Below are 26984 nucleotides of genomic sequence, written 5' to 3'. Positions count from 1 at the left end.
AAGGGTTGTCCAAATTAATTTGGACAACCCTTTTTTATTAAGTAATAATTTTCTCTTACTTCAACTCTAACTTCTCTGCAAAATAAGCACAAAAATCACGCATCGTAGCACTCATCTTCTGATCATCTGTGGCACGTTCAAAAGTATCTGCCATAGATACTAATGTTTGATGATAGAATTGCTTCATTTCATCTACAGGCATGTCTTTTGTCCATAAATCCATACGTAAAGTATCTTTTTTCTTATGATCCCATACAGATATCATAATAGCTTTAGACGCTTCATTATTTATATCTCCGTCTTTTGCTGTCCAAGAAATTTCTTCTGGAACTTTGTTTTCATCCAAACCAATTTCAAAATTAATTTGTGAATTATGTTTTACTGACATTATTTTTTAGGCTTGTATTTTGATCTTTTGAATAACTCTTCAGGATCAATTATTAATAATTCTTGCAAAGATACATCATTATTTTGCATATAAGACCTTACTATTTTCCATCCTAACCATACCCCTATTCTTCCTGGAGATTCATTATCATTCTTTAAATAAAACTTAGAAAATGGAGCATTCTCTAAAAATCGTTTGTTCAATTTTGTATCTGTACTAAACAACAATTTTCGTTCTATAAAATATTTCCAAATATCTTCTTCATTATAAAGAGTCCAATCCATGTTTTCACTTGAATATCCTATTTTTAATTTATCTGGAACAGCAGGTAAATACATATCTAATAAGTACATTTTTTTTCCTTCCTGAATCATTTTTGATAAAAAACTTCGAGTAGGTAATGGAACAACTTGCTTATTAATTATTGAATTTGCTACATCCACAATAATATTTTCTTTATTATTATTTTCTTTAATATATTTAGGGTAGTCTGAATAGAATCGATGCGTTTTCCCTAAATAAGCATCTAAAGAAATAAATAATAAACTATCTGCATAAATTACTCTACTATTGTAATCTATATTAGATATAATAGTAACCACATTGGGCGCTTTAAAATTGGTGTTATAATATTTAACATGCTTAAAAAGTGATGCTAATTGTGATTTTAGCACAGGAATATTCTTATATAATTTTTGAGTTTCTTTAAATAACTCTTGTTCATCTTTATTAGCTATTTTAGAAATAGCCAAACTATCTGTAAATGATTTTGGAAATAAATAGGGATATTTATTTTTAAGGTTAGGCAATTGATTAGCGGTGGTATTGTAAAAATCTACCTCGTACCTTTTTATCGAAAAATCAATATTTGTTGTAGAAACATCAATTTCTGTGTTTTTTTTATCAGTACATGAAAAAAACATCCATAAAACCATTAAATTCACAAAATAAAATCTCATATTATTTGTATCTTAGTCATTAGATTTAAGAACGTTAAAAATACTAAAATAGTTTATCAATGAAGACGGAAAAGGTTGCCGAGTACATCATAAAATGGTTAAAAGAATATGCTGAAAATGCAAAAGTAAAAGGATTTGTCGTTGGAGTTTCTGGTGGAATTGATTCTGCCCTTACTTCTACACTATGTGCAAAAACAGGTTTCCCTACTTTATGTGTAGAAATGCCTATTCATCAAGCACCTAGTCAAGTTACTAGAGCACAAGAGCATATTGCTCAATTAAAAAATAATTTTAGCAATGTTTCTGATGTAAAAGTAGATTTAACTTCAACATTCGAAGATTTTAAAAATGTAGTGCCAAATGCAGCACCATCTGCAAAAGTAGATTTGTCTTTAGCCAATACAAGAGCAAGACTAAGAATGACAACTTTATATTATTTAGCAGGTTTACATAGTTCTTTAGTAGCAGGAACTGGTAATAAAGTTGAAGATTTTGGTGTTGGATTTTACACAAAATATGGTGATGGAGGTGTAGATTTAAGCCCAATTGCAGATTTAATGAAATCTGAAGTATATGAATTATCTGAATTTTTAGGTGTCCCAAACTCAATACAAAAAGCACAACCAACAGATGGTTTATTTGGAGATAGTAGAACTGACGAAGACCAAATAGGAGCTTCCTACGACGAATTAGAATGGGCAATGAAAATGCAAAATAATGGAAAATCTGAAAATGATTTTTCAGGAAGAGAACAAGAAGTCTTTAAAATTTATTCACGATTAAATAGAATTAATCAACATAAAATGATTCCTATTCCTATTTGTGAAATACCAAAAGACTTACAATAAATTAGCAGCTAACATTAATTTTTTAATTCTTACAGAAGCTCTTTTTTTAGAACCTTTTACTATCTCAAAAGGCAGTAATACAATTAGATAGCTTATTTTTAATAATTGAGCAATTTTTTTCATTTTAATTTCCTTATCTATTTATAAGAAACCTAATTAATAAAAAAGTCACATATAAAACTATATGTGACTTTCTTATACTTTATAAAATAATAAGATTACAATAGGTTTGCTGCAACCATCATTTTTTTAATCTTTAAATACGCTCTTTTCTTAGAACCTGATGAGATTTCAAATGGTAATAATAGAAATAATTGAATAATTCTTAAAAATTGTAATAATCTTTTCATAACACTGAGGATTTTCTTTTTGCAAGTGCAATATACAAAAAATCTATATGATTATAAATTATTACTATAGGGATAAACACCCTATTTTACAATTTGTTAATATTAAACTACTCTATTCAGCTTTTCAAAGAGTCTCATTTTCAAGCTTGTATAATTTCTAATAACCTCTAAATCAATTGGCCCGCCCTGGTTTGATATTGCCTCACTCATCAATTCGTCAATCTTTTCCCCTATCAAAACTCTCCTTAAATTATAAACCACATCGTTAACATCTTTGGCTAAAACTTCTAAAGCAGACTTCACTTCTATGTTCTGCCCTTCCCAATTACTTAATTGTCTACTAGGGTTTTCTTTCTCCATTAAAATGGAAGTTACAATGGTAGATATTTCTGTATTTTTATGATTAATTAAACCATCAATATCTAACTTTTCTAACTGATTTAACTGATGAATAATTTCTGTGTAAATCTCTTGAAAAAGTTCATTAGAAAATTCTATTTCATCTTCATGTAAATGCACATAAATTTCTGCGGAAACCGTATTCTCATATTTTCTTACATCTATTTTTTCTTTTCCATTATCATCAACATGCAAAACCTCTTCGGTAAATTCTACTTCTTCATTTCCATATAAAAGTAAAATTTTAATAATCTCATTTTCTAAAATTGAAAGCTGATCTATTTTCTGAGACGCAATTGCCCCCCCTTTAACCAATCCCATTTTGGTAGTTTGGTCTTGCTCTTTAAAATACTCTGGTGGAGGCTCATTTGGGTCTTGCTGCGGACTGTATTGTTGCCTACTTGGTTTGCTTTTTTGTTGCAGACCTTTTTTTAATAACTGTGCTAATTCACTAAATAATACACGCTCCGAAATATCCATAATTCTAGAACATTCTTGCACGTACACTTCTCTTTGAATTCCATCAGGTATTTTAGATATACTTGTTACAATATCTCTAATTACTCCGGCTTTTTTTATAGGATCGTTGTTAGAATCTTTTAATAAAAGTGATACTTTAAAGTTGATAAAATCTTGTGCAGATTCCTCTAAATAAACTGCTAATTCTGCATTTGAATTGGCTTTAGCAAAACTATCTGGATCTTCTCCGTCTGGAAACTGAACTACTTTTACGTTCATTCCTTGTTCCAAAATTAAATCGATACCACGAATAGAAGCTCTAATTCCAGCTGCATCACCATCAAAAAGTACAGTAATGTTTTTTGTTAATCTATTTACCAATCTTATTTGATCTGGTGTTAAAGCCGTACCAGAAGATGCAACTACATTCTCTACCCCTGATTGATTAAAGGAAATAACATCTGTATACCCTTCTACCAAGAAACAGTTGTCTTGTTTTGCTATTTCTTTCTTTGCTTGGTATAATCCGTAGAGAATTTTACTTTTATGGTAAATATCACTCTCGGGTGAATTTAAATATTTAGCTGCTTTTTTATCGGAAGTTAAAATTCGTCCTCCAAAACCTAAGATTCGTCCCGACATAGAGTGTATTGGAAACATTACACGTCCTTTAAAACGATCGAACTGCTTATTTTCTTTTACAATTGTAAGTCCGGTGGATGCTAAAAATTTTAAGTCGTAGCCTTTCTTTAAAGCGGCATTTGTAAAATTATCCCACTCGTCCATACAATATCCTAATTCGAACTTTTTAATGGTTTCGTCTGTAAAACCACGTTCTTTAAAATAAGACAATCCTATGGCTTTCCCTTTATTAGAAGTAAGCATTAAATCATGAAAATAGTCTTTAGCAAAATTAGACACCATAAACATACTTTCACGTTCATTCATCTGCGCTTTTTCATCATCCGTTTGCTCGCTTTCTTCTATTTCTATATTGTACTTTTTGGCCAACCACCTTAAGGCTTCTGGATAAGTGTAATGCTCATGCTCCATTAAAAAGGAAACTGAGTTCCCTCCTTTTCCTGTAGAAAAATCTTTCCAGATTTGTTTTACTGGAGACACCATAAAAGAAGGTGATTTTTCATCTGTAAACGGACTCAAACCTTTAAAGTTACTTCCTGCTTTTTTAAGCACTACAAATTCTCCAATAACCTCTTCTACTCTTGCAGATTCGAAAATGCGGTCTATGGTACTTCTTAATATCATTGAATTTTGATTAAAAGGTAATACAAATATAATAAGAAGTTTTTTTATAAAAATAAAGACCTCACAGGTTTTAAAAACCTGTGAGGTCTGAAAATACATTTTACAAACTTCCTTTTTTAGTTGGCTCTAAGCGTTAAGGATTGAGCTATTGTTTGAGCTCTTTTTTGTTTTTACAAAAAAAGCGAGTGCGAAATCCTGACCCTTGTGGTAACGCCCAAAAAAAATTAAGAAGCTGCCTTTAATTTCTTTAATGTTGTATTAGATAATTTTGCTTCTGCATATGCTTTGGTTACATTTAGTTCTTTTTCGTTAGAACTTGGTAAATCGAACATTGCATCTGTAAAAATTGCCTCACATAAAGAACGCAAACCTCTTGCTCCTAATTTATATTCTACCGCTTTTTCTACAATATAATTTAGAGCTTCTTCGTCTATAGAAAAGGCCACATCATCCATTGTAAATAACTTGGTATACTGTTTTATAATAGCGTTTTTTGGTTCTGTTAAAATAGACCTTAATGTTTTTGCATCTAAAGGATTCATGTAGCTTAAAACTGGTAAACGTCCAATAATCTCCGGAATTAAACCAAAAGCTTTTAAATCTGAAGGAATAATGTATTGCAACAAGTTTTCTTCATCTACTTTGTCATCATCTAAAGAAGCTCCAAAACCTACAGCTTGCATATTTAAACGCTTGCTAATATATCTTTCGATTCCAGAAAAAGCACCACCTGCAATAAATAAAATCTCTTTAGTGTCTACTTCTATAAATTTCTGCTCCGGATGTTTTCTACCTCCTTTTGGCGCAACATTTACAACAGTACCTTCTAATAATTTTAATAAAGCTTGCTGTACTCCTTCACCAGAAACATCTCTTGTTATTGATGGATTGTCTCCTTTACGAGCAATTTTATCTATTTCATCGATAAAAATAATACCTCTTTGCGCTTTTTCTACATCGTAATCTGCAGCTTGTAATAATTTACTTAAAATACTTTCTACATCTTCACCAACATACCCAGCTTGCGTTAAAACAGTGGCATCTACAATAGCAAAAGGAACGTTTAACATTCTTGCAATTGTTTTTGCTACTAAGGTTTTTCCGGTTCCGGTTTCTCCAACTAAAACAATGTTAGATTTCTCTATTTCTACATCGTCTTTATCGTCTTTGGTTTGTAGTAATCTTTTGTAATGATTATAAACCGCTACTGCCATTGCTCTTTTAGTTTCTAATTGACCAATAATGTATTGATCTAAAAACTCTTTAATTTGCAAAGGTTTCTTTAGCGTTAAATCTTTAGATAAGTCGCTAGATTTTCCTTCAGAAATTTCTTCCTGAACAATACCGTAGGCTTGTTCTATACATTTATCGCATATATGAGCATCCATACCTGCTATTAACAAGTCTGTTTCTGCTTTTTTTCGTCCGCAAAACGAACATTCTAAATTTTCTTCTTTCGACATTATATTTCGCTTTTCGCTTTTGGCTATATGCTTTTGGCACATAGCCTTTTGCTTTAAAAATCTATCTTTTGCTATTGGATAATTGCAAAAGGCTAATAGCTTTAAAAAATTACTTTTTTCTAGCTAAAACTTCATCAATCATTCCGTAAGCTTTTGCTTCATCGGCTTTCATCCAATAATCTCTATCAGAATCGTCATGTACTTTTTCTACAGTTTGACCAGAGTGGTGTGCAATAATATCATACAACTCTCCTTTTAACTTTATAATTTCTCTTGCAGTAATTTCTATATCTGAAGCCTGACCTTGTGCACCTCCTAAAGGTTGGTGAATCATAACTCTAGAGTGTGGTAATGCAGAACGTTTACCTGCTGCTCCTGCACACATTAAAACGGCTCCCATAGAAGCTGCCATACCTGTACAAATTGTTGCTACATCTGGCTTAATAAACTGCATAGTATCATAAATACCTAAACCTGCATAGACACCTCCACCTGGAGAATTGATATAAATTGAAATATCTTTATTAGCATCTACACTTTCTAAAAACAATAACTGAGCTTGAATAATATTTGCTACTTGGTCATTAATTCCTGTTCCTAAAAAGATAATTCTATCCATCATTAAACGAGAAAAAACATCCATTTGCGTAATGTTCATTTGGCGCTCTTCCATAATATATGGCGTTACACTACTTGTAATCTTGCCATAATAGTTGCTGTTAATTCCGTGATGTTTTGTTGCGTATTTTTCGAACTCTTTTCCGTAATCCATTATTATGATGCTTTTTTAAGTTTAATACTGTAAATATAAGAACTATTTCTTACTATGTTGTTTGGGTTTGTCGCTAAAAAAACCTGAATCTAACAATTCAGGTTTTCTATTTTTATTCTCTGCATAAAAAACAGAGTGTAATACTGAAAACAGTCTGAGACTGTTATTTATAAACCTCTTTAATAAAATCTTCGTAAGAAAGCTCTTTCGATTTAAAATTCATGTTCTCTTTGTAAAAAGTCAATAATTTATTGCTTATTAATTGAGATTGTAATTTTTGAGCTTCTTCTTGGTTTTGTAAGATTCTACCAGCAATATCATCCAATTCTTGTTCTTCTGGATTTGTATTACCAAATTGCGCCATTTGCGTACGGATAAATCCTTTTGCATAGTCTACCAATTCTGTATAATCTATTTTGATGTCATTATCTTTCATAACCTTTCCTTCGATTAATTGATAACGTAACCCTTTTTCTGATTTTTCAAATTCTGCAGTAGCTTCATCTTCTGTTAAAGGCTTTTCTCCTGCTGTTCTTAACCATTTTTTTAAGAACTCTGATGGTAAATCAAACTTTGTATTTTCTACTAAATGTTCTGTTACGGCATTTAATAATTGTTGATCTCCTTGTTGTTGAAATTGCTTTTCTGCGTCTTCTTTAATTTTTTCTCTTAATTCAGATACAGTAGTTACACTTCCGTCAGCAAATAATTTATCAAACAATTCTTTGTCTAAATCTGCTGGTTCTGTTTTTGTAATTTCTTCTACAGTAAAAGAAACTGTAATATCTAAATCGTGAATTACATCATGCTCAACACCTAAAATGTGTTGTAATCTATGCGCATCTTCAAATAGGTCTTTTGTACCTAACTCAATTACATCACCAACTTTAGCACCCACTAATTTAGCTATGTTGTCATCACCATTTAGGTCTTTTATGATAAAGGTAGATTTTTTGTTAATTTCGTTTTCTTCATTTACAAAAGTACCTGTAATATTTGCTTCTTCAGTTGCAATATCTATTGCACTTACTTTACCGTAACGAGTTTGAATGTTCTTAACTTCTTCGTCAAGTAATTCTTCTGTTGCAACAATATTATATTGTGTAACTGCCTCTTTTGCTTTTAAATCTACATCAAAAACAGGCGCCAAACCTAGTTCAAATTCAAAAGAAAAAGAATCTGCATCCCAGTTAAAATCTTCTTTCATTCTAGGTAAAGGATTACCTAACATTTCTAATTTTTCTTCTGCTATAAATTTATTTAAAGATTCTTGTAAAAGCTTGTTTACCTCATCTATCATAATAGATTTACCATACTGCTTTTTAATCATACCCATTGGTACATGTCCTTTTCTAAAACCAGGAACATCTGCCTTTTTACGGTAATCTGTTAATAAATCTGATACTTTTGCTTGATAATCATCTGCAACGATATCTACTTTTACAACTGCGTTTAACGCATCAATGTTTTCTTTTGTAATATTCATTTCTTGTTCTTTTATCTTGAAAAATCGAGTGCAAAATTAATGATTTTAATTGATTGCACAAATGTTAAATACTTCTAATTCAGTATTGTTATTTAGTTTTGTATGGTTTTATTATCTTCTTTTAATAATGAAAATAATGCCGATCTAAAAATAGACAGTAAAATACTGAATAATAAGGCATAGAAAAAACCGGTAACGGCAAAACCATCTACTAATTTATCTGCCAATAATACAATACAAGCATTAATTACAAAAATAAACAAACCAAATGTAACAATGGTTGCGGGTAATGTAAAGAAGATTAAAAGTGGTCTTACAAACATATTTAGCAACGAAATAACCACTGCAACAATAATTGCCGAAGTATAACCTGCTACCGAAATACCTGGTAAGATATTAGCTAAAACAATTACTGCAATAGCCGTTAATAATATTTTTAAAAAGGTTTTCATACTCTATAATTTGGTTGGTTAAAAGCGAAAACTATACCAAATGAAAAAGACTGCTTTTTTGTCATGCTTTCAATATTATTTGGTTTGTTGTAAGATTAATATCCCTTGAACTTCGCTCACTGAATTTTCGATAAAACAGAATTAGACAATATAAAACTCTAAAACAAGATTTTTCCTTATTAAACCTATATAATTTGATAGTGGTAAATGCTTTTTATACCTTTGCAGAATGAAAATAAGGATACACAAACAGCGTAACTTTAGAATATTCAACTTTAATTTTTTAGTGTTTAAAAACCAACCTAAAAAATTCATACCTCCTCACCCTTTTCTGTAAATAAACGCACTGCCGTTTAACTTCTTTTTTTAGCTTTTCACTACTTATCGTTTTAGATAAATCAAATCAATAGAAATAATGATGATGATTAAAACTTTTGACGCCTTTACGAGGATGTCCTACATAAATATTAATAAAATTTCAAAATTTTTACACAAGCACTTAGAAGACGACTGTAAAGAGGACAAAAGTGCCATTCGTAAATCACTTTTATATGCTGCCAAAGAAACATCTAATCTAGGTGGCTATGCATTTATTATAGAAGAAAAAGACAAAATAATTGGAGCAATTATAGTTAATAAAACAGGCATGAGTGAATATCAATCTGAAAACCTTATTACCTACTTGGCAGTTCATAAAGAATATAGAGAACAAAAAATTGCTACAAAACTAATAAAAGAAGCTACTAACTACTGTAACGGAAATCTTTCTTTAAACATCAATAGAAATAATAATGCCATTGAATTATTTAAGAAAAACGGATTTGAATCAGAGAAAATTCAAATGACATTGTACAAATAATACACATAATAAAAATCAAAAATAATAGTAACACTTAACACAAAAAAATGAAAATATTAGTAATTGGAGCAGGAAACATGGGGCTAACGTATGCTCAAGGAATGTCTAAATCTAGATTGTTAAAGAAAAAAAACATCATGGTTTTAGATAAATCTGCAGAAAAGCTAGAAGAGCTAAACGGAATATCTCACTTCGATGCATTTGAAGAACTAGGAGACTGTGTGCCAAAAGCAGACATTATCTTTATTGCCGTAAAACCATACCACGCAGAAAACTTGTTTAAAGCGTTAAAACCATTTACAAAACCAGGTCAGGTTATTGTATCTATTATGGCCGGTGTTAATATAGAAAACATTAAAAAATATTCTGGATTAAACAAAATAGTAAGAGCAATGCCAAACCTACCAGCACAAATAGGTAAAGGTTTAACGTCTTACGTAACATCTGAAGAAGTATCTAGGTTAGAAAAATTAACCGTAGAAAGTTTATTAGACACCACTGGTAAATCTATGGAAGTTACCAGCGAAAAATTGATTGATGCTTCTACAGGAATTTCTGGTAGTGGACCTGCGTATGTATTTTACTTTATGCAAAGTATGATGGAGGCTGCCTTAAAAATGGGCTTTTCTAAAAATGATTCTTCTGTTTTGGTAAGTCAGACTTTTACTGGTGCTATCGAGTTGTTTAACCAATCTAATTTATCGCCAAATTCTTGGATGGAAAAAGTAGCTTCTAAAGGTGGTACTACACGTGCTGCGTTAGATTCTATGGAAGACAATAATGTAAATGAATTAATTAAAGACGCCGCTTTTGCTGCTTTTAACAGAGCTGTAGAAATGGGTAAAGAAAATTAAAATGTACAAAGAAAGAATAGTAATTAAAGTAGGTACCAACGTAATGACAAACAGAGATAACAGAATTGTTAGACCTGTTTTAAGACGTTTGGTAAAACAAGTTGCAGAATTATACGAACGTGGTATTATTTGTATTTTAGTTTCTTCTGGGTCTGTAATTGCAGGTAAAGAAATTCTAGGAGAATCTAGTATTGAAAATGAAACTCAAAGAAGACAAGTCTATTCTGCTATTGGACAACCAAGAATGATGCGCCATTACTACAATATTTTTAATGATTACGGAATGAAATGTGCTCAGGTTTTACCAACAAAGAGAGATTTTACTCCTGGTGTTCACAGACAGAATATGATAAATTGCTGCGAAGGTTTATTATCTGAAGGTGTAATTCCTATTGCTAATGAAGACGATGCTGTTTCTGTTACCATGTCTATGTTTTCTGACAATGATGAGCTAGCTAGTTTAATTGCACAGTTAATAAATGCAGATAAATTAATTATTCTAACAGATATTGACGGACTATACACAGGGCATCCAGAAGCAGAAAGTAGTAATTTAATTACCAACGTTAATCCGGATGAAGATTTAGATAAATATATAAAAGATAGCAATAAAAAACCAGGTGAAGGTAGAGGCGGAATGGGTTCTAAGTTAGATTATGCCCAAGAAGCAGCATCTAACAATATCCCAACTTATATTGCAAACGGAAAAAGAGATAACACCATTATTGATATTATTGACGGAAAGTCTGTCGGTACAAAAGTGGCACTTTAAAACCTACCAAATGAAATTATTAGATACAACCATTAAAAATAACGTACTAACAAGCATGACCAAGATTCTTGATGAAAATCGAGAAGCCTTATTAAAAGCAAACAAAAAAGATTTAGAGGCTTTTAATAAAGAAGATCAGGCAATGTTTGACCGCTTAATTTTAAACGATCAAAAAATTGATGGAATGATAAAAGCCATCAATGACGTTAAAGCGCAAGAAGACCCAGTAAATCAAATTATTAGTGATATTACTTTAGAAAACGGATTAAAAGTAACTAATAAAACGGCGCCATTTGGTACCATTATGATTATCTATGAATCGAGACCAGATGCTACCGTAGAAGCTGCTGTTTTAGCCTTTAAATCTAACAATAGAATTTTATTAAAAGGAGGGAAAGAAGCCTTATATAGTAATAAAATATTAGTCGATTTTTGGCACCAAGCATTAACAGAAAATAATCTAAGTGAAGATTATATAAAGTTCTTGCAAATGGACAGAACAGAAACGCAAGAATTTTTAAAAAACCCAACAGAACAATTAGATTTAATTGTACCAAGAGGTGGAGAACGCTTAATTAACTTTGTAAAAGAGCATGCAACGTGTGCCGTTTTAATTAGCGGAAGAGGAAATAATTTTATGTATGTTGATGAAAGCGCCGATTGGAATAAAACCTTAGCGGTAATTATCAATGCAAAAACAGCTAAAATTTCTGCTTGTAATGCGTTAGATAAAATTCTTATCAATAAAAACATAGCAGGTTACGAGTCTAAATTAAAAGACTTACAAGCTGTTTTAAAAGAAAGAAATGTAACTATTTTAGTTGATGAAAGCATTAAAAAAGTATTAACAGATGAGACTTTAATTCTGGATGCTAACGTTTGGAAAGAAGAGTTTTTAGCTTTAAAATGTTGTATTGGTGCCGTAGAAAATCTAGACGAAGCTACCAAAATGATTAATAAATATTCAGGTGGACATTCTGCAGCAATAATGACAACTAATGATGAAAATGCAGATGATTTTATGCAACAAGTAGATTGTGCTGCTGTTTATAAAAATTCATCTACAAGATTTACAGATGGTGGACAATTAGGTGTTGGCGCAGAATTAGCAATTAGTACAGACAAATTACACCACAGAGGTCCGTTAGGATTAAAGAAATTAGTAACCAATAAGTACTATATTATTGGAGATGGTAATGTGCGTGTGTAAATTTATTTAATGAACGTTCGCTAACGTTTGGGTACCGAGTTTAAACTTGATAATACTCAATTCACGTTAGCGAAAAAACCCAATACGTTTGTTTATCCCTTTTAAGGAAGTCTGATAAAGATAACAAAACACAAACTGACCACTGTAATGCCATTCCTCCTGTCGTTGAAACAACAAAACTAGATGAGAAAAGCACTAAATATTATGTTTTGTTACTTCTACCTTTTAAAGGAAACTTGGCTATAAAAATACAACCATCACTTATGTATAAACAAGCCCGCGTTAGGGATTGTAGTGAAAAGCCCACAGGGAGGCACGACCGAGGACTTGTAACGGAAAGCCCGACCCTTTTTGGGAAACGCCCAAATTATTAAAAAATCTTTTTTATTTATTCTGCAATTCTGTAGCCTTGCGCTCTAACTCTGCCTGAAACTCTTCCATAACGGGTTTTACCGTGCTATCTGGTATGTCTGCCACTTTAATATACATTAATCCGTCTACGGCATTGTTAAATTTAGGATCTACATTAAACGCAACCAATCGTGCATTTTGTTTTACGTACTTTTTAATAAGTACCGGTATTCTTAAAGCTCCTGGTTCTATTTCGTCGATAATTTTATCGAACTTTTGCATATCTGCTTTAGTAGCATCAAACACAAAATCTTTATCACCGTCTTTTAATTTTACTTTGTATTCTTTCTTAGGATGAATGTATTGTGCAATATATGGATCGTAATAATGAGATTTCATAAACTCGATCATTAACGATTTTGAGAAATCTGAAAATTGATTACTTATAGAAACACCACCCATTAAATACTTATATTCTGGATAACGTAGCGTTACATGTACAATTCCTTTCCATAACAAAAATAAAGGCATTGGTTTTTGTTGATATTCACCAATAATAAAAGCTCTACCCATTTCTATGGTATTGTCCATCATTTGATGCAATTCTGGCTCTATCCTAAACAAGGTTTGAATATAGAATCCATTAATTCCATACTTTTTAAAAATCTCTTTCCCAAGACCCATTCTGTAAGCTCCTGCTAAACAGTTTGCTTCTCTATCCCATAAAAACATGTGATAATAATACTTATCGTATTTGTCTAAATCGATAGATTTATTTGTACCTTCACCTACTTCTCTAAAAGTAATTTCTCGTAATCTACCAATTTCATGAATTAAATTAGGAATCTCTTTTGCGTTGGCAAAAAAGACTTCATAATTCTTACTTTCTAACAACCTACCATCTCCTGCTCTTAATGCATCTACTTCTTTGATAAATAAATCTGGATTTTTTTGAGGTGCTATATTTTTGGCTGCCTTTTTAGGTATTTTTAAATTCTGAGTAGAAATTAATTTATGCGCCTTTTCAAAAGGGTTTGCCAACATATAGGTTTTTTTTCTGATAAACTCAGAAAAAGCAGCAATCTCCTTATACTCATTTTGGTCTTTTACAGAAATCGGTTTTCCTATTCTTACTTTTATTACTCTTCCTCCCTGAGATATTACTTCTGAAGGTAATTTTGCAGTTCTTAAAGTATCTGAAATTTTTGATAAAAAGTAAAAAAGGCGACTGTTCTTTGCATGAAAATAAATAGGAATTACGGGTACATTCGCTTTTTTAATAAATCGCACAGCTCCTTCTTCCCAAGGCTTATCTACATTTAATCTACCATCTTTATAAGTAGAAACTTCTCCTGCAGGGAAAATCCCCAAAGGGTTCCCTTCTTTTAAATGTGATAATGCACTTTTAATTCCGGCTACACTAGATTTTGCATCCTTTCTTGTTTCAAAAGGATTTACTGGCATTACATAAGGTTTTAAAGGTTCTACTCTATGTAATAAGAAATTTGCTATAATTTTATAATCTGCTCTTTTTTCTATTAGTAGTTTTAATAATAAAACACCATCTATACCACCCAATGGGTGATTAGAAACAGTAATAAAGGGTCCGTCCTTAGGAATTCTTTTTAAATCTTCTTCCGGAATTTCAAATTTGATATTACAATCATCTAAAATTCCGTTTAAAAAATCTAAATTAGACTTGTTTTTATTCTTATCGTAGATTTTATTAATAGCAGAAATGCGAAGTATTCTTAAAAGAATCCATCCTACAAAAGTCCCTAAAAAACCAAATTTCTGTAAACCAACAACTTGCGCAATTTCTTTAGATGTTACTAATGCCATAAATTATAATTAGACGTAGCTACAAACATACTAAAAAATAAATATTGAATTACTAAATTGTTATTAAAACAATACAAAAATAAGAATTTCGTAAATTGAATTTTATATCCCTATTTTTAAGAAACAAAAAAGAGGCTGTCTAAAAAACAACAACCCCTGTCATGCTCAACTTATTTTCAGCATCTTTACTTACTAAAATTCAAATTTCAAAAGAATCTGAAATAAATTCAGATTGACAAAAATTCACTTTTTAGACAGCCTCTTTTTTTTGAACAGTCTGCTAGTTATAATAAAACTACAATGCGTTTTAAACCGATTAATAAGATGCTAAAACTATTTGATTTGTTTCTTTATTTACTTGTGTTAATAAAGAAGTTCCTTTGGCCTCGATACTTGCAACAGCTTCTTCATTAAAATGACGTACTGTAAACAAATCTACCCCTTTTTGAACATCAATTTTAAACTGAGTTTTTAACTCTTCATAAAAAGCATCGAACTTATTAAATTTATTATCAATACAAACAGAAAAACTAATAGCAGAATTTTGAATTAGGTTTACTTTTAGCTGATATTCGTGTAGTTTTTGAAAGATATAACTGATATTATTTTCTACCATAAAAGAGAAATCTAAAGCAGAAATAGAAACCAATATTTGGTCTTTCTTTACAATAAAACAAGGTATAAAAGGTTCTAACATTTTTCCTTTAGAAACTCTTGTACCTGTTTCTTTAGGATTCACAAAAGAACGCACCAATAACGGAATATCTTTTCTTTCTAAAGGTTGTAATGTTTTTGGATGAATTACAGAAGCTCCGTAAAATGCCATTTCTATAGCTTCTTCATAAGAAATCTGCTCTAATAAAGTTGTGTCTGTAAAAACTCTTGGATCTGCATTTAAAACTCCTGGCACATCTTTCCAAATAGTTACATTTTCGGCATCTAAACAATACGCAAAAATACCGGCTGTATAATCAGACCCTTCTCTACCTAAAGTAGTGGTGTTTTCTGTATCATTAGCAGCAATAAAACCTTGGGTTATATTTAGTTTAGATGCATCTAATTTTTTACTAATTAGTTCTTGTGTTAAGTTCCAATCTACTTTTGCATCTCTATAATTACTATCTGTTTTTATGTAGTTTCTAACATCAAACCAGTTATTTTCTACACCAATTTTGGTTAAATACGCACTTACTATTTTGGTTGATAAAAGCTCTCCAAAACAGATAATTTGATCATAAACATAATTATATCTCTGTGAAGTATTTCTTGCCAAAAACCAACTTAACTCCCCTAAAAGGATATCTATTTCTTTATAAATTTCATCGTTTTTATCAAACAAATCATTCATTAAATTTTTATGAAAATCTTCTATAATACCTAAGTTTTCAGACAACTTATCTGTCTTGTTGTAATATGCATCTATTACTTCTTCAAAAGCATTCGTTATTTTTCCCATTGCAGAAATTACAACTACTGTATTTTCCGTCCCTTCGCTTTGTAAAATCTGAGTTACATTTTTTACACTTGCTGCATCTTTTACAGACGCTCCTCCAAATTTAAAAATTTTCATTTCTAATTATTAATTTAAATTATTTTTAACAAAAATTACTAAGTAAGTACTACACAACTCACTTGCGACTTCTCTTACCACATTGAATTTGAGGAAATATAGCCTATGATTTTATGTGGTAAATTTTTAATTGTTTTGAATAAATTTAGTTAAGTTTTCTTTATTCATTTGCACCACAGACCAATCACTTAAATAAGTGGCTCCTGTACTTTTATAAAATTCTACAGCATTGGTATTCCAATCTATTACTTCCCAAGCAACTCTATTGTAATTATTATCGTGTGCAAATTTTAAAACAGCTGTATATAGCGCTTTTCCCGCACCAATTTTTTGCTTACTTTGTGTAACTATTAGATCTTCTAAATGAATAGACTTTCCTTTCCAAGTAGAAAAACGCTCATAAAACAAGGCAATACCAATAATTTTATTCTCTTGTTCTGCAACAAACACTTTAAACTGAGGATTCTTAGAAAAACCATCTTTTATTAAATCTTCTACCGTAATTTCTACCGCATCTGGCTCTTTCTCAAAAACAGCCAACTCTGTAATTAAATTCAATACAGATTGCATGTCTTTTTCCTCTCCTAATCGTACTATAAAATCCATTTTATATAAATTTTAGTCAAAGATAGTTTTTTTCATATCTACTAAAAATATTTAAATATTTTACACAGTTATTTTTGATTTGTTTAAATTTTTGAAGAAAAATTAAACAACTAAAACGTTGTAGTAACTTTAAAAAAATTAGATATTTGTTACAAAAATAACATTATAGGTATCATGGCATTACAAAAACAAACTTTAGGTGAATTTATTATTGAAAATCAACATGCTTTTAAATATAGTTCAGGAGAGCTTTCTAGTCTCCTCAACTCTATACGATTAGCAGCAAAAGTGGTGAATCACGAAGTAAATAAAGCTGGTTTGGTAGACATTATTGGTGCGGCAGGAGACACAAATATACAAGGTGAAGATCAACAAAAATTAGATGTTTACGCCAACGATAAGTTTATACAGACTTTAACAAGAAGAAATATTGTTTGCGGAATAGCCAGCGAAGAAGAAGATAGTTTTATTTCAATTAATAGTATCGATGAAAATAATCAAAATAAATACGTTGTTTTAATAGACCCTTTAGATGGTTCTTCTAATATTGATGTAAATGTTTCTGTAGGTACCATTTTTTCTATTTACAGACGTATTACTCCAACAGGAACTCCTGTACAATTAGAAGATTTTTTACAAAAAGGAAGTGAGCAGGTGGCAGCAGGGTATGTTGTTTATGGTACTTCTACCATGATTGTGTACACAACCGGAGATGGTGTTAATGGTTTTACCCTAAACCCAGCTATTGGTTCTTTTTACTTATCACACCCTAACATGCAATTTCCAGAAGATGGAACTATGTATTCTGTAAACGAAGGAAATTATTTAGATTTTCCTTTAGGCGTAAAAAAATATATTAAATATTGTCAGGAAGAAGAAGGAGACAGACCTTATACTAGTAGATATATTGGATCTTTAGTTTCTGACTTTCATAGAAATATGATTAAAGGAGGAATTTACATGTATCCAAAAGGTTCTAGAAACCCTAACGGTAAATTACGTTTACTATACGAATGTAACCCTATGGCTTTTATTGCGGAACAAGCAAATGGTAAATCTTCTGATGGTTACACTAGAACTATGGATGTACAGCCTACAGAATTACACCAAAGAGTTCCTTTTATTTGTGGTAGCATAAATATGGTTGAAGAATTAGAAGAATTTATGCAGAAATACGGGGAATAAATCTTCTTTATACCGTAATAAATTATCAGAACATAAATTTCTTGTAAAACCATCCATTTATGGTTAATTTTACAATCGTAAATAATACACTAACTTTAAAATATATAAAAAATGGCTTTTCAATTACCAGAATTAGGATACGCTTATGATGCGTTAGAACCAAATATTGATGCAAGAACTATGGAAATTCACCATACAAAACATCACCAAGGTTACACAAATAACTTAAACAACGCAATTGCAGGAACAGATTTAGAAGGAAAATCTATTGAAGATATTCTTACTAATTTAGATATGAGCAATGGAGCTGTAAGAAATAATGGTGGTGGTTTTTACAATCATTCATTATTTTGGACTGTATTAAACCCAAACGATAGAGGTTATTTATCTGGTGAATTAAAAGATGCTATTGAAGCTGCTTTTGGTACCAAAGATGATTTTATTGCAGCTTTTTCTAAAGCAGCAGCTACTCAATTTGGTTCTGGTTGGGCTTGGTTATGTGTTTTACCAGGAGGTAAAGTAGAAGTTTGTTCTACACCAAACCAAGACAACCCATTAATGCCAGGTGTTACTTGTGGCGGAACTCCTATCTTAGGATTAGATGTTTGGGAACATGCTTACTACTTAAACTACCAAAATAGAAGACCAGATTATATTAATGCATTTTTTAATGTAATTAACTGGAACGAAGCTGAAAAACGTTACGCAGCAGCAAAATAAGGCAACGCAGTTACTTTAGGTATCTCACTCAGATGTAAAATTCTGAAATAAAAAAATAAGATTACTCAAAATCTATACATAAAAAAGGCATCCTAAATTTTAGGATGCTTTTTTATGTATACAACACACACTTTCTTACCAAGATTTAAAATTCCTAAACTTACTTTCTATTATTAAGTCTTAATTTATAACTATCAATTATAAGCACACCGTTACAACACCTTTTGTTAAAAGATAAAAACAATACATAAAACATATTACCTTCTTTAAAAACGTCTCTTTCACGATGAAAAGTTAATTAGAAAACATTTTATTATTATAAATTACACCAGCTATATTATCTTTTTTTAGTAACAAAAAAAAGGGTTCATTTTATCAAAAAAATATTTGATTTAAAAATTCAAAAAAATTAAATAAAAATTTGCCAGAACAATAAAAGATATTATATTTGCACCGCTCTTAGGAATAAGGGTAATTAAAAAGAAAAGTTCTTTAAAAATAACGACTGCGAAAGTAGCTCAGGGGTAGAGCATCACCTTGCCAAGGTGGGGGTCGCGGGTTCAAATCCCGTCTTTCGCTCTATTCTATTACCATGCTGAAGTGGTGGAATTGGTAGACACGCTGGACTTAAAATCCAGTGGTCAGTAATGGCCGTGCGGGTTCAAGTCCCGCCTTCAGTACAATAACCGTTGTTAATCTTTTGATTTTCAACGGTTTTTTGCTTTTAACCCCAGCCGCTCCTCACCTTTTTTTTTTTAAAATTATAAAAAATAATTCGTAATAACATTTAACTATTTTTAAGATAATACTCATTTTAATCAAATGATAATTAACACATTAATAAAAATTACAATAATTATTATTAATTTTTTCTTTAAATGTTGTAGATTATCATTAAAGGTGGTATCTTTGCAGCCCTTAGAAACAAGGACAACAGTAAAAAGATCTTTTAAATAATACAGAAAGTAAGTTTTGATTAAAATATCAATTTTTACTTTATATAAAAATTCCAATGCTGAAGTGGTGGAATTGGTAGACACGCTGGACTTAAAATCCAGTGGTCAGTAATGGCCGTGCGGGTTCAAGTCCCGCCTTCAGTACAATAACCGTTGTTAATCTTTTGATTTTCAACGGTTTTTTGATTTTACCAACTTTTTTTTTCGGAACTTTTTTATAGAAGTATTATTCTTTTTCTATCAAACACAACTCTCCAAAATAATATTCGTAAAAATTAGGCATAAAAAAATCCAGCTAAAAGCTGGATTTTTAATTATTTTATTTCATTATCTGAAGATTGGTAATCTCTAAGTTCGTTAACTCTCTCCATCTACCTCTCGGTAAGTTTCTTTTTGTTAATTCAGCAAAAATAACTCTATCTAGTTTATTTACTTTATAACCTACGTGTTCAAATATTTTACGCACAATTCTATTTCTACCAGAATGTATTTCGATACCTATTTCAGACTTTGGCTGTCCATCTACATAAGAAACCGCATCAATAAATACTTTTCTACCTTCAATAATAACCTCTCCACGTAATTTCTCTAAATCTCTTAACTCTAATTTTCTATCTAAAGAAGCGTGATATAGTTTACGAACATTATGTTTTGGGTGTGTTAATTTTTTGGCTAAATCACCATCATTAGTAAACAACAACAAACCAGTAGTGTTTCTATCTAATCTTCCTACAGGATAGATTCTTTCTTTTGATGCATTTGCAATCAACTCCATTACTGTTTTTCTACCTCTATCATCATCCATTGTGGTAATGTAGTTCTTAGGCTTGTTCAGTAAAATATATCTTTTTTGTTCTGGTGTTATAGAAGTCCCATCAAAACGAACAATATCGTCTGGCTGTACTTTATACCCCATTTCTGTTACTAGCTTTCCATTTACCTCTACACTACCGTGTTCTATATACGTATCTGCTTCTCTACGAGAACAAACTCCAGAATTTGCAATGTATTTGTTTAAACGGATTCCTGTTGCGTCATTAGACTTTGGAGCCTCTTTAATTTTGGTAAAAGTTTTCTTCGGAGTCTTTCTAGCTAAAGGCTTGCTTTTTCTACTAAGTGGAGTACTTTTTTTACCTTCTTGTCGTCCTCTCGACGAGTTTTTATTTGAATTCATTACTTTAAAAAATTTTTGCAAAAATACGCAAAAAAAGCTTAATTCAATCTATCTATTACTTTTTCTACAATTAGTTCTGGCTTTATAAAAATTAAAGAAAAAACACCTATTAAAAGCAAGATTTTCAAAACATTATGCATCATTCTATATTGTTTCGTTTCTGTTGAATTCCACAAATAAAACCCTAAAAAAATCAGCACCATTAATGCAAAATAAAAATAGAATCTCATATAACTTAATGCTGGATAACTAAACAAAATTACCACAGGAAATAATGTTAAAACCAATAAGAATATTGATAACTGTTTTGTCTTTTTTTCTCCATAAAAGACAGGAAAAGTCTCATAATCATTTATTATTGCACCTTTCATATTCTGTAAATCTTTTAGTAATTCTCTTACCATAAGTACTAAAAACAAGAAAACGGCATGTACAAAAATTATTTTTGAAAAATTTTTAAAATATACAAAGACCGCAAAAAAAGGCAAAATTGTAAGCACTGTAGCAGAAACCAATCCTGTAAATGGATACTTTTTAAGCTTATGGGAATAGAACCAAATAGCAAAAATATAAATTGCAAAAAACAACGCTGCTCGTCCGGAAATTAATAGACCAAAAATAAAACCTAAAAAATTTAATGTAAAATATAATTTTAACTTGACAGACTGTTTTACATAATTATCTATACCTGTTTTTAGAGGACGATTTATTCTATCTACTTGAACATCATAAAAATTATTGATGATATAACCAGCTGCAACAACACATATACTTGCTAAAATGATGTATAACAAATCAACATCAAAAACAATACTTCTAAGTTTTTTTTGGGGTGAAAATATAAAAATAGCCGCTAAGTATTGCGCTAAAACAAGCACAAGAATGTTGTAACCTCTTATAACAGAAAGTAAGCTAAAAAATTTAAAAATGATTCTTTTGGCTTTAAAACTAATCATAAAATTAGAATCTATAAACTAATTCTAATTTATAGTTTTTAAGGCTTTTTTGAGCTTTTTCATAATCTTCAGTAAAACCTAAAATGTAACCACCACCACCAGAACCACAAAGTTTTAGATAGTAATCATTTGTTTTAATTCCGTTTTCCCAAACTTTATGAAAAGCATCTGGAATCATTGGTTTAAAATTCTTTAAAACAATTTTAGACAATGATTTTACATTACCAAACAAAGATTTTACGTTTCCTCCTAAGAAATCTTCAATACAAGCATCTGTTGTTGTTGCAAATTCTTCGCTAATCATTTTTCTAAAACCTTCGTTTTTCATCTTATTCATAAAAATGTTCACCATAGGTTCCGTTTCACCAATTTGTTCAGAATCTAATAAGAAAACAGCTCCTTTTCCTTGTTTTTGAGAAGGAATACCTGCAGGCTCTACATTGTCTTTAGAATTGATTAATATTGGTAAACTTAAGTAGCTATTTAAAGGATCTAAACCAGAACTATTCCCATGAAAAAAAGATTCCATTAAAGAAAAAATTTGCTTTAATTTTAATAACTTTTCTCTCGTTAAGTTTTCTAAAACGGTTATTTTATCGTCTGCATATTGATCATAAATAGACGCAACTAAAGCACCAGAACTACCAACTCCATACCCTTGTGGTATAGAAGAATCAAAATACATTCCGTTTTCTATATCTCTCTTTAAATCCTTTAAATTAAAGGAAACTAAATCTGTAGTTAAGGTAGTTAAATGTTTATAAAAACGTTCTAAATTTTGATTGGAAACTTTAGGGCTTCCACTTAAATCGACTGAAGTTTTTAAAGCTCCTCGGTATGCATTAAACGGAATTGCTAACCCTTTAGAATCTTTTATGATTCCGTATTCTCCGAAGAGAAGGATTTTAGCATAAAATAATGGTCCTTTCATTTTTCTTTTTTATAGTGTTGCAAAAATACGAATTAATATATTAACAAAACATTATTAAAAATTCTTGTAAAAAGTTTTCCAGACACCAACTTTTTCTCCTTTTGTGTATTTTCCTTTTTCCTTATTCTTTCCGTTCTTATAATACGTTTTCCAGACACCGTCCTCTAAACCATCGACATAGGTTCCGGAAGTTCTTAATTCGCCAGATTCATAAAATTCAGAAAAGACTCCTTCGAACTTGCCTTTAGAGTAGCCTATTTTCCTAAAAACTTTACCACTTTTATAAAAATAAATTACTTCTTTAGCATTACTAGAATTTACTGTATAATAAACAGATTTAGCTTGGTTTGTCTCTTTTAACTGCCCATCTAACCAAGTGGTTTTTTGTGCAGAAATAGATACTGTAAAAAGAAAAATTATTATGGATACTAACTTTATAAAAGCGTTCATTTAAATTGTTTTAATTCTGATAAATTACATTTTATTAGCGCCAAGTCCAACAGTATCATAAATATAGTGATTTTTCTGACAGTATTTAGAAAGTTCATTTTCTATAAAATGATTTACTTTTTCTTTTTCATTCTCCGGATACAAAACATGCACATTGGCACCTGCATCTAAGGTAAAACAAATATTACTATTATTTTCAGTTCGGTATTCCCAAATTTTATTAATAATCTCTAATGTATTTGGTTTCATCAAAATAAAATATGGATTGCTAGTCATCATCATAGCATGCAATGTTAACGCTTCACTTTCTACCAAATTAACAAATGCTTTAATATCTCCGTTTTGAAGAATTTCTGACATTTTACTCAAGTTATCGTTTGCTTGGGTAAAACGACTTTCTGCATACGGATGCTCATGCATTAAATTATGACCAACGGTACTAGAAACTTGTTTTTCTCCTTTATCAACTAACAAAATTGCATCTTGATAATTATCAAAAACCGGATGCACTTTATAAGGAAATTGTACACCAAACAAATCTGAACTTCCTTCTATTTCTGGATGATTTCCCCAAACAACCATCGGTCCTTCTATACTTCTACTTGCACTTCCAGAACCTAAACGTGCTAAAAAAGAGGCTTTTTTATTGATTTCTTTTGCTGATAAATCAGGATTTAATTCAGACTCCAAACTCATCAAACACATTGCAATAGCACTTAATCCACTTGCAGATGATGCAATTCCGCTAGAATGCGGAAAAGAATTCTCTGAATTAATGGTCATTTTATAATCAAAAATATACGGACAATATTCTTGTATTCTTTTAAAGAATTCTGCAATTTTTGGTTTGAATGCGTCTTTTTGTTTTCCTTCAAAAAACAAATCGAAATCTACTACTTTTTCAGATTCTGAATCAAGTTCTGAATTACGCTTACGCATAAAATCAATCGTAGTAATGGTATGACAATTATTTAACGTAAAACTAATAGAAGCATTTCTTGGTATTTGCGGATTGCTCTTTCCCCAATATTTTACCAATGCAATATTACTAGGTGTTTGCCAGGTAAAACTTGCTTTTTCTACTGAATTAGTATTTGCTTTCGAAATAAATTGTGCTGTATCCAAACGTCTTAATTTTGCACCAAAGATAAAACTATTTCAAAGAATTTTCAGTTAACTTTTTAAGTACATTTTCTTTGTAGGTTCTACTAATAGGAATGGCATTTTTTTCAATTTCTACCAACTCATTAGTGTACGAATCTGTTTTATTTAAATTGATAATATAAGACCTATGAATTCGTAAAAATTGATGCGAAGGTAATTTTACTTCTAAATTAGAAATGGTTTCTCTGGTTACTAAAACCTTGTCTTTTGTGTAAATCTTAATATAGTCCGATAAACTTTCTACATACAGAATTTCATCAAAAATAACTTTTACCATTTTACGATCTGATCGCACAAAAATATAGTTATTCTTTACTGCTGTTTCTTCAATATCAACCTTAGGTTTTATTGTTACCTTAGTTTCGAAAAACTTATTTATTGCTTGTAAAAATCGATCGAATGCAATTGGTTTTAATAAATAATCTACTGCTTGTAAATCGAAACCATCCACCGCATATTCTCTATATGCCGTTGTAAAAATGATCTTAGATTTTTTGTTGATGGATTTTGCCAACGACAAACCTGATACATCAGGCATATTAATATCTAAAAAGAATAAATCTATATTTTGTGTGTTTACAATTTCGAATGCTTCCATGGCATTTTTACAGCTTTTAACTAAAGTTAAATTCGGAATTTTAGCTACAAAAGTTTCTATTATTTTTCTTGCGACAGGCTCGTCATCAACAATAACACAAGTAATTTGATTCATTTTTTAGCTATTTATTTTTAGATTAGAAAGTATAAGATTTCTCGTCATTCGTGCCTTTTTCTGTCGAAAAGACAAACTGGGTGAAAAAAACCTCCAAAACTTGTCACTTCGAACAGCGAGAGAAGTCACATTAAATTGATAACACAACGATTAGCAACCTTATGTAATTTCTCCTAAAAGTCCGAAATGACAATCTCTATTAAAATTCAATTTTTAAAGACACTTTAAATGCATCTTTTTTATCTATAATTTTTAGTTGATGTTTCTTCGGATATAACATTTCTAGTCTTTTTTTAATATTCTCTAAACCAATTCCGGCATTTATATCTTCTTTTTCTTTGGATGAGTTTTCTATTCCAAAAAACAAAAAATTAGCATCTATTTTAAGATGAATATCAACTTTTAAAATTCCATTAGCAGTAAAACCATGTTTAAAACTATTTTCTACAAACGGAATTAATAACATCGGTGGAATTTGCAAATTATCATTTATATTTTCCTTTTTAAAACTCACTTTTAAAGTATCGTGAAAACGCATTTTCTCTAAAGAAATATAGTCCTCTAAATGATTTACCTCTTCTACTAATAGCACTTTTGGCTTTTCTACTTGATATAAAATGTAATCTAGTAAATTAGATAATTTTAAAATCATTTCTGGCGCTTCATCCGCTTTAGTGATAGCAAAACCATAAATAGTATTTAAAGAATTAAACAAAAAATGCGGATGAATTTGCATCTTTAAAAACTTTAATTCTTGCTCCTTTAACTCTAACTTAGTTTGTAAAAATTTGTTTTCTAAAGTCTTTTTTTCATCTAAAGATTTATAACTGTGTTTTAATATTTTTAAACCACTTGCCAAAACAACTATAAAAAAAATACAAACCAAAATTACAGCAGGATTTGTAGTTAATGCTGGCATTTTTTGAAATTCTAAATTAAAATAAAACACAAACCCAACTACTTCTATCATTAAAATAGTTGTAGCAACAAAAACACCTGAATAAATAGTATAAAGAACAAATTTCTTATATTGTTTTTTTAATAAATATTTAGGAATTAAATCATATACAAAAACATACGCAGTAATTAATGTTACAATACTTAAAAGAGAAGAAAACCAAAATAAAAAAGCTTTGTTTGATGAACCTACACTAAAAAAACTTTTGAAGAAAAACCAAACAAGCATCCAACATAAAAAATGTATTGGTATTTTTTTTAAGACTAAAATCAGTTCTTTTTGCATATGTTACAAAATAAAAATAAAGATTTAATTTTTAGGATAATTAGCGACGGATTACTTATTTTAATCTCTAAAAAGCAAATTTGACACTTTTTATACTAAAACTACCTATTTTTTGTAGAAACCAAGTAAAAAGGATTCATTCATCTCAAATATATTTTAAGAACAAACATTACCAATATTTTTGAAACGAATTTAAAAACTTATATTATGAAATATATTATCGATGGAGGCAATACATTTATGATTCCCTTAATTATTCTTTTACTTTTAACACTTTTCTTAGTCATGAAGGGTTTTAAAATAAATTCAGAAAAAAATAGGGAACTCATTAAATCCGTCAGTTTATTTGCACTTGTATTTGGTTTTTTAAACCTTTTTATTGGTTTGTACCAAATGTTTACTATGATTGCAATAGCGAATGATGTATCTCACCAGGTCTTAGGAATAGGCTTAAAATGCGAAATTACACCAGTTATATTTGGTTTTATCATTTTTCTTATTGGCAGATTAGGTGTAATTGCACTTACTTGGATGAAAAAAGAATAAACAAAAAAAACAGTTTTAGTAAAAACAAATTAAAAACTATC

Annotated in this window: 27 protein-coding genes and 3 tRNA genes; 11 read left to right on the top strand and 19 right to left on the bottom strand. The window is 30.2% G+C overall.

The window, feature by feature from the left end; genetic code table 11:
- Positions 1–55: 55 nt before the first annotated feature.
- Positions 56–388 carry a gliding motility protein GldC gene (gene gldC, locus JOP69_RS14325; protein ID WP_203394833.1) on the bottom strand — a complete coding sequence of 111 codons (333 nt, stop codon included), beginning with the start codon at positions 386–388 and terminating at the stop codon, positions 56–58.
- Positions 388–1347 (bottom strand): gliding motility lipoprotein GldB, encoded by a 960-nt coding sequence (gldB, locus tag JOP69_RS14320; RefSeq protein WP_203394832.1) that lies wholly within the window; start codon positions 1345–1347, stop codon positions 388–390. The genes gldC and gldB overlap by 1 nt, the downstream gene beginning before the upstream one ends.
- Before the next feature lie 59 nt (positions 1348–1406).
- Between gldB and nadE the strand changes: the two genes are divergently transcribed.
- Entirely contained in the window at positions 1407–2195 is a 789-nt protein-coding gene (nadE, locus tag JOP69_RS14315; protein WP_203394831.1) for an NAD(+) synthase, read from the top strand.
- On the opposite strand, the gene JOP69_RS18750 is transcribed toward nadE, so the two are convergent.
- From JOP69_RS18750 to JOP69_RS14290, 7 genes are all read right to left on the bottom strand, one after another.
- A complete protein-coding gene (locus tag JOP69_RS18750) occupies positions 2187–2318 on the bottom strand; it encodes a hypothetical protein (RefSeq protein WP_302850187.1) in 132 nt (43 codons plus the stop codon). The genes nadE and JOP69_RS18750 overlap by 9 nt on opposite strands.
- A 95-nt stretch (positions 2319–2413) precedes the next feature.
- Positions 2414–2545 carry a hypothetical protein gene (locus tag JOP69_RS18745; protein WP_261971860.1) on the bottom strand — a complete coding sequence of 44 codons (132 nt, stop codon included), beginning with the start codon at positions 2543–2545 and terminating at the stop codon, positions 2414–2416.
- 102 nt (positions 2546–2647) lie between these two features.
- Positions 2648–4669: a DNA primase gene (gene dnaG, locus JOP69_RS14310; protein WP_203394830.1), complete on the bottom strand. Its 2022-nt coding sequence runs from the start codon at positions 4667–4669 to the stop codon at positions 2648–2650.
- A gap of 224 nt (positions 4670–4893) precedes the next feature.
- Complete coding sequence (gene clpX / locus JOP69_RS14305) at positions 4894–6132, bottom strand: ATP-dependent Clp protease ATP-binding subunit ClpX (RefSeq protein ID WP_203394829.1); 1239 nt, start codon at positions 6130–6132, stop codon at positions 4894–4896.
- Between the two features lie 109 nt (positions 6133–6241).
- On the bottom strand, positions 6242–6904 hold the full coding sequence (gene clpP / locus JOP69_RS14300) for an ATP-dependent Clp endopeptidase proteolytic subunit ClpP (RefSeq protein WP_203394828.1): 663 nt from the start codon (positions 6902–6904) through the stop codon (positions 6242–6244).
- Between the two features lie 163 nt (positions 6905–7067).
- Positions 7068–8390 carry a trigger factor gene (tig, locus tag JOP69_RS14295; protein WP_203394827.1) on the bottom strand — a complete coding sequence of 441 codons (1323 nt, stop codon included), beginning with the start codon at positions 8388–8390 and terminating at the stop codon, positions 7068–7070.
- 92 nt (positions 8391–8482) lie between these two features.
- The gene (locus JOP69_RS14290) at positions 8483–8842 is read right to left on the bottom strand and encodes a phage holin family protein (RefSeq protein ID WP_203394826.1); all 360 of its coding nucleotides are present in this window, start codon (positions 8840–8842) and stop codon (positions 8483–8485) included.
- Positions 8843–9260: 418 nt separating this feature from the next.
- Between JOP69_RS14290 and JOP69_RS14285 the strand changes: the two genes are divergently transcribed.
- Genes JOP69_RS14285 through JOP69_RS14270 form a run of 4 tightly spaced genes read left to right on the top strand, consistent with a single transcriptional unit; the run spans position 9261 to position 12537 of the window.
- Complete coding sequence (locus tag JOP69_RS14285; protein WP_215602609.1) at positions 9261–9701, top strand: GNAT family N-acetyltransferase; 441 nt, start codon at positions 9261–9263, stop codon at positions 9699–9701.
- A 47-nt stretch (positions 9702–9748) separates the two neighbouring features.
- Positions 9749–10555 (top strand): pyrroline-5-carboxylate reductase, encoded by an 807-nt coding sequence (proC, locus tag JOP69_RS14280; RefSeq protein ID WP_166384365.1) that lies wholly within the window; start codon positions 9749–9751, stop codon positions 10553–10555.
- Position 10556: 1 nt separating this feature from the next.
- The gene (gene proB, locus JOP69_RS14275) at positions 10557–11327 is read left to right on the top strand and encodes a glutamate 5-kinase (RefSeq protein WP_203394824.1); all 771 of its coding nucleotides are present in this window, start codon (positions 10557–10559) and stop codon (positions 11325–11327) included.
- A gap of 10 nt (positions 11328–11337) precedes the next feature.
- Positions 11338–12537: a glutamate-5-semialdehyde dehydrogenase gene (locus tag JOP69_RS14270; protein ID WP_203394823.1), complete on the top strand. Its 1200-nt coding sequence runs from the start codon at positions 11338–11340 to the stop codon at positions 12535–12537.
- A gap of 384 nt (positions 12538–12921) precedes the next feature.
- Here JOP69_RS14270 and JOP69_RS14265 read toward each other — a convergent pair whose 3' ends face one another.
- The 3 genes from JOP69_RS14265 to JOP69_RS14255 form a co-directional block, all read right to left on the bottom strand.
- Complete coding sequence (locus JOP69_RS14265; RefSeq protein ID WP_203394822.1) at positions 12922–14730, bottom strand: lysophospholipid acyltransferase family protein; 1809 nt, start codon at positions 14728–14730, stop codon at positions 12922–12924.
- A 316-nt stretch (positions 14731–15046) separates the two neighbouring features.
- On the bottom strand, positions 15047–16300 hold the full coding sequence (locus JOP69_RS14260) for an aspartate kinase (RefSeq protein ID WP_203394821.1): 1254 nt from the start codon (positions 16298–16300) through the stop codon (positions 15047–15049).
- 126 nt (positions 16301–16426) lie between these two features.
- A complete protein-coding gene (locus JOP69_RS14255) occupies positions 16427–16906 on the bottom strand; it encodes a GNAT family N-acetyltransferase (protein WP_203394820.1) in 480 nt (159 codons plus the stop codon).
- Positions 16907–17080: 174 nt separating this feature from the next.
- Here JOP69_RS14255 and fbp point away from each other — a divergent pair, with 174 nt between their 5' ends.
- The 5 genes from fbp (at position 17081) to JOP69_RS14230 (ending at position 19911) form a co-directional block, all read left to right on the top strand.
- Positions 17081–18091, top strand: a complete 1011-nt coding sequence (gene fbp, locus JOP69_RS14250; RefSeq protein ID WP_203394819.1) for a class 1 fructose-bisphosphatase — start codon at positions 17081–17083, stop codon at positions 18089–18091.
- Between the two features lie 111 nt (positions 18092–18202).
- Positions 18203–18811, top strand: coding sequence for a superoxide dismutase (locus JOP69_RS14245; RefSeq protein WP_203394818.1), 609 nt, complete (start codon positions 18203–18205; stop codon positions 18809–18811).
- Positions 18812–19318: 507 nt separating this feature from the next.
- Positions 19319–19390 (top strand) — tRNA-Gly (locus JOP69_RS14240).
- 15 nt (positions 19391–19405) lie between these two features.
- Positions 19406–19491, top strand: a tRNA-Leu gene (locus JOP69_RS14235).
- A 334-nt stretch (positions 19492–19825) separates the two neighbouring features.
- Positions 19826–19911: transfer RNA gene (locus JOP69_RS14230), tRNA-Leu, on the top strand.
- 175 nt (positions 19912–20086) lie between these two features.
- Here the strand turns inward: JOP69_RS14230 and JOP69_RS14225 are convergent.
- The 7 genes from JOP69_RS14225 to JOP69_RS14195 form a co-directional block, all read right to left on the bottom strand.
- Positions 20087–20941 carry a pseudouridine synthase gene (locus JOP69_RS14225; protein WP_203394817.1) on the bottom strand — a complete coding sequence of 285 codons (855 nt, stop codon included), beginning with the start codon at positions 20939–20941 and terminating at the stop codon, positions 20087–20089.
- A 38-nt stretch (positions 20942–20979) separates the two neighbouring features.
- On the bottom strand, positions 20980–21897 hold the full coding sequence (locus tag JOP69_RS14220) for a geranylgeranylglycerol-phosphate geranylgeranyltransferase (RefSeq protein WP_203394816.1): 918 nt from the start codon (positions 21895–21897) through the stop codon (positions 20980–20982).
- 4 nt (positions 21898–21901) lie between these two features.
- The gene (locus tag JOP69_RS14215) at positions 21902–22828 is read right to left on the bottom strand and encodes a mevalonate kinase (RefSeq protein WP_203394815.1); all 927 of its coding nucleotides are present in this window, start codon (positions 22826–22828) and stop codon (positions 21902–21904) included.
- Positions 22829–22882: 54 nt separating this feature from the next.
- A complete protein-coding gene (locus JOP69_RS14210) occupies positions 22883–23278 on the bottom strand; it encodes a toxin-antitoxin system YwqK family antitoxin (protein ID WP_203394814.1) in 396 nt (131 codons plus the stop codon).
- A 24-nt stretch (positions 23279–23302) separates the two neighbouring features.
- Positions 23303–24403: a diphosphomevalonate/mevalonate 3,5-bisphosphate decarboxylase family protein gene (locus tag JOP69_RS14205; RefSeq protein WP_203394813.1), complete on the bottom strand. Its 1101-nt coding sequence runs from the start codon at positions 24401–24403 to the stop codon at positions 23303–23305.
- 28 nt (positions 24404–24431) lie between these two features.
- The gene (locus tag JOP69_RS14200) at positions 24432–25154 is read right to left on the bottom strand and encodes a LytTR family DNA-binding domain-containing protein (RefSeq protein WP_203394812.1); all 723 of its coding nucleotides are present in this window, start codon (positions 25152–25154) and stop codon (positions 24432–24434) included.
- A gap of 199 nt (positions 25155–25353) precedes the next feature.
- Positions 25354–26397: a sensor histidine kinase gene (locus tag JOP69_RS14195; RefSeq protein ID WP_203394811.1), complete on the bottom strand. Its 1044-nt coding sequence runs from the start codon at positions 26395–26397 to the stop codon at positions 25354–25356.
- Between the two features lie 207 nt (positions 26398–26604).
- Here JOP69_RS14195 and JOP69_RS14190 point away from each other — a divergent pair, with 207 nt between their 5' ends.
- Positions 26605–26943: a hypothetical protein gene (locus JOP69_RS14190; protein ID WP_166384335.1), complete on the top strand. Its 339-nt coding sequence runs from the start codon at positions 26605–26607 to the stop codon at positions 26941–26943.
- The last annotated feature ends 41 nt before the right edge of the window (positions 26944–26984 follow it).

Origin of the sequence: Polaribacter sp. Q13, from assembly GCF_016858305.2 — a bacterium.
In the GTDB taxonomy this organism is placed as follows: domain Bacteria; phylum Bacteroidota; class Bacteroidia; order Flavobacteriales; family Flavobacteriaceae; genus Polaribacter.
Note: the sequence above shows the minus strand (reverse complement) of the source record. Positions and strands in the feature narration are given on the sequence as shown.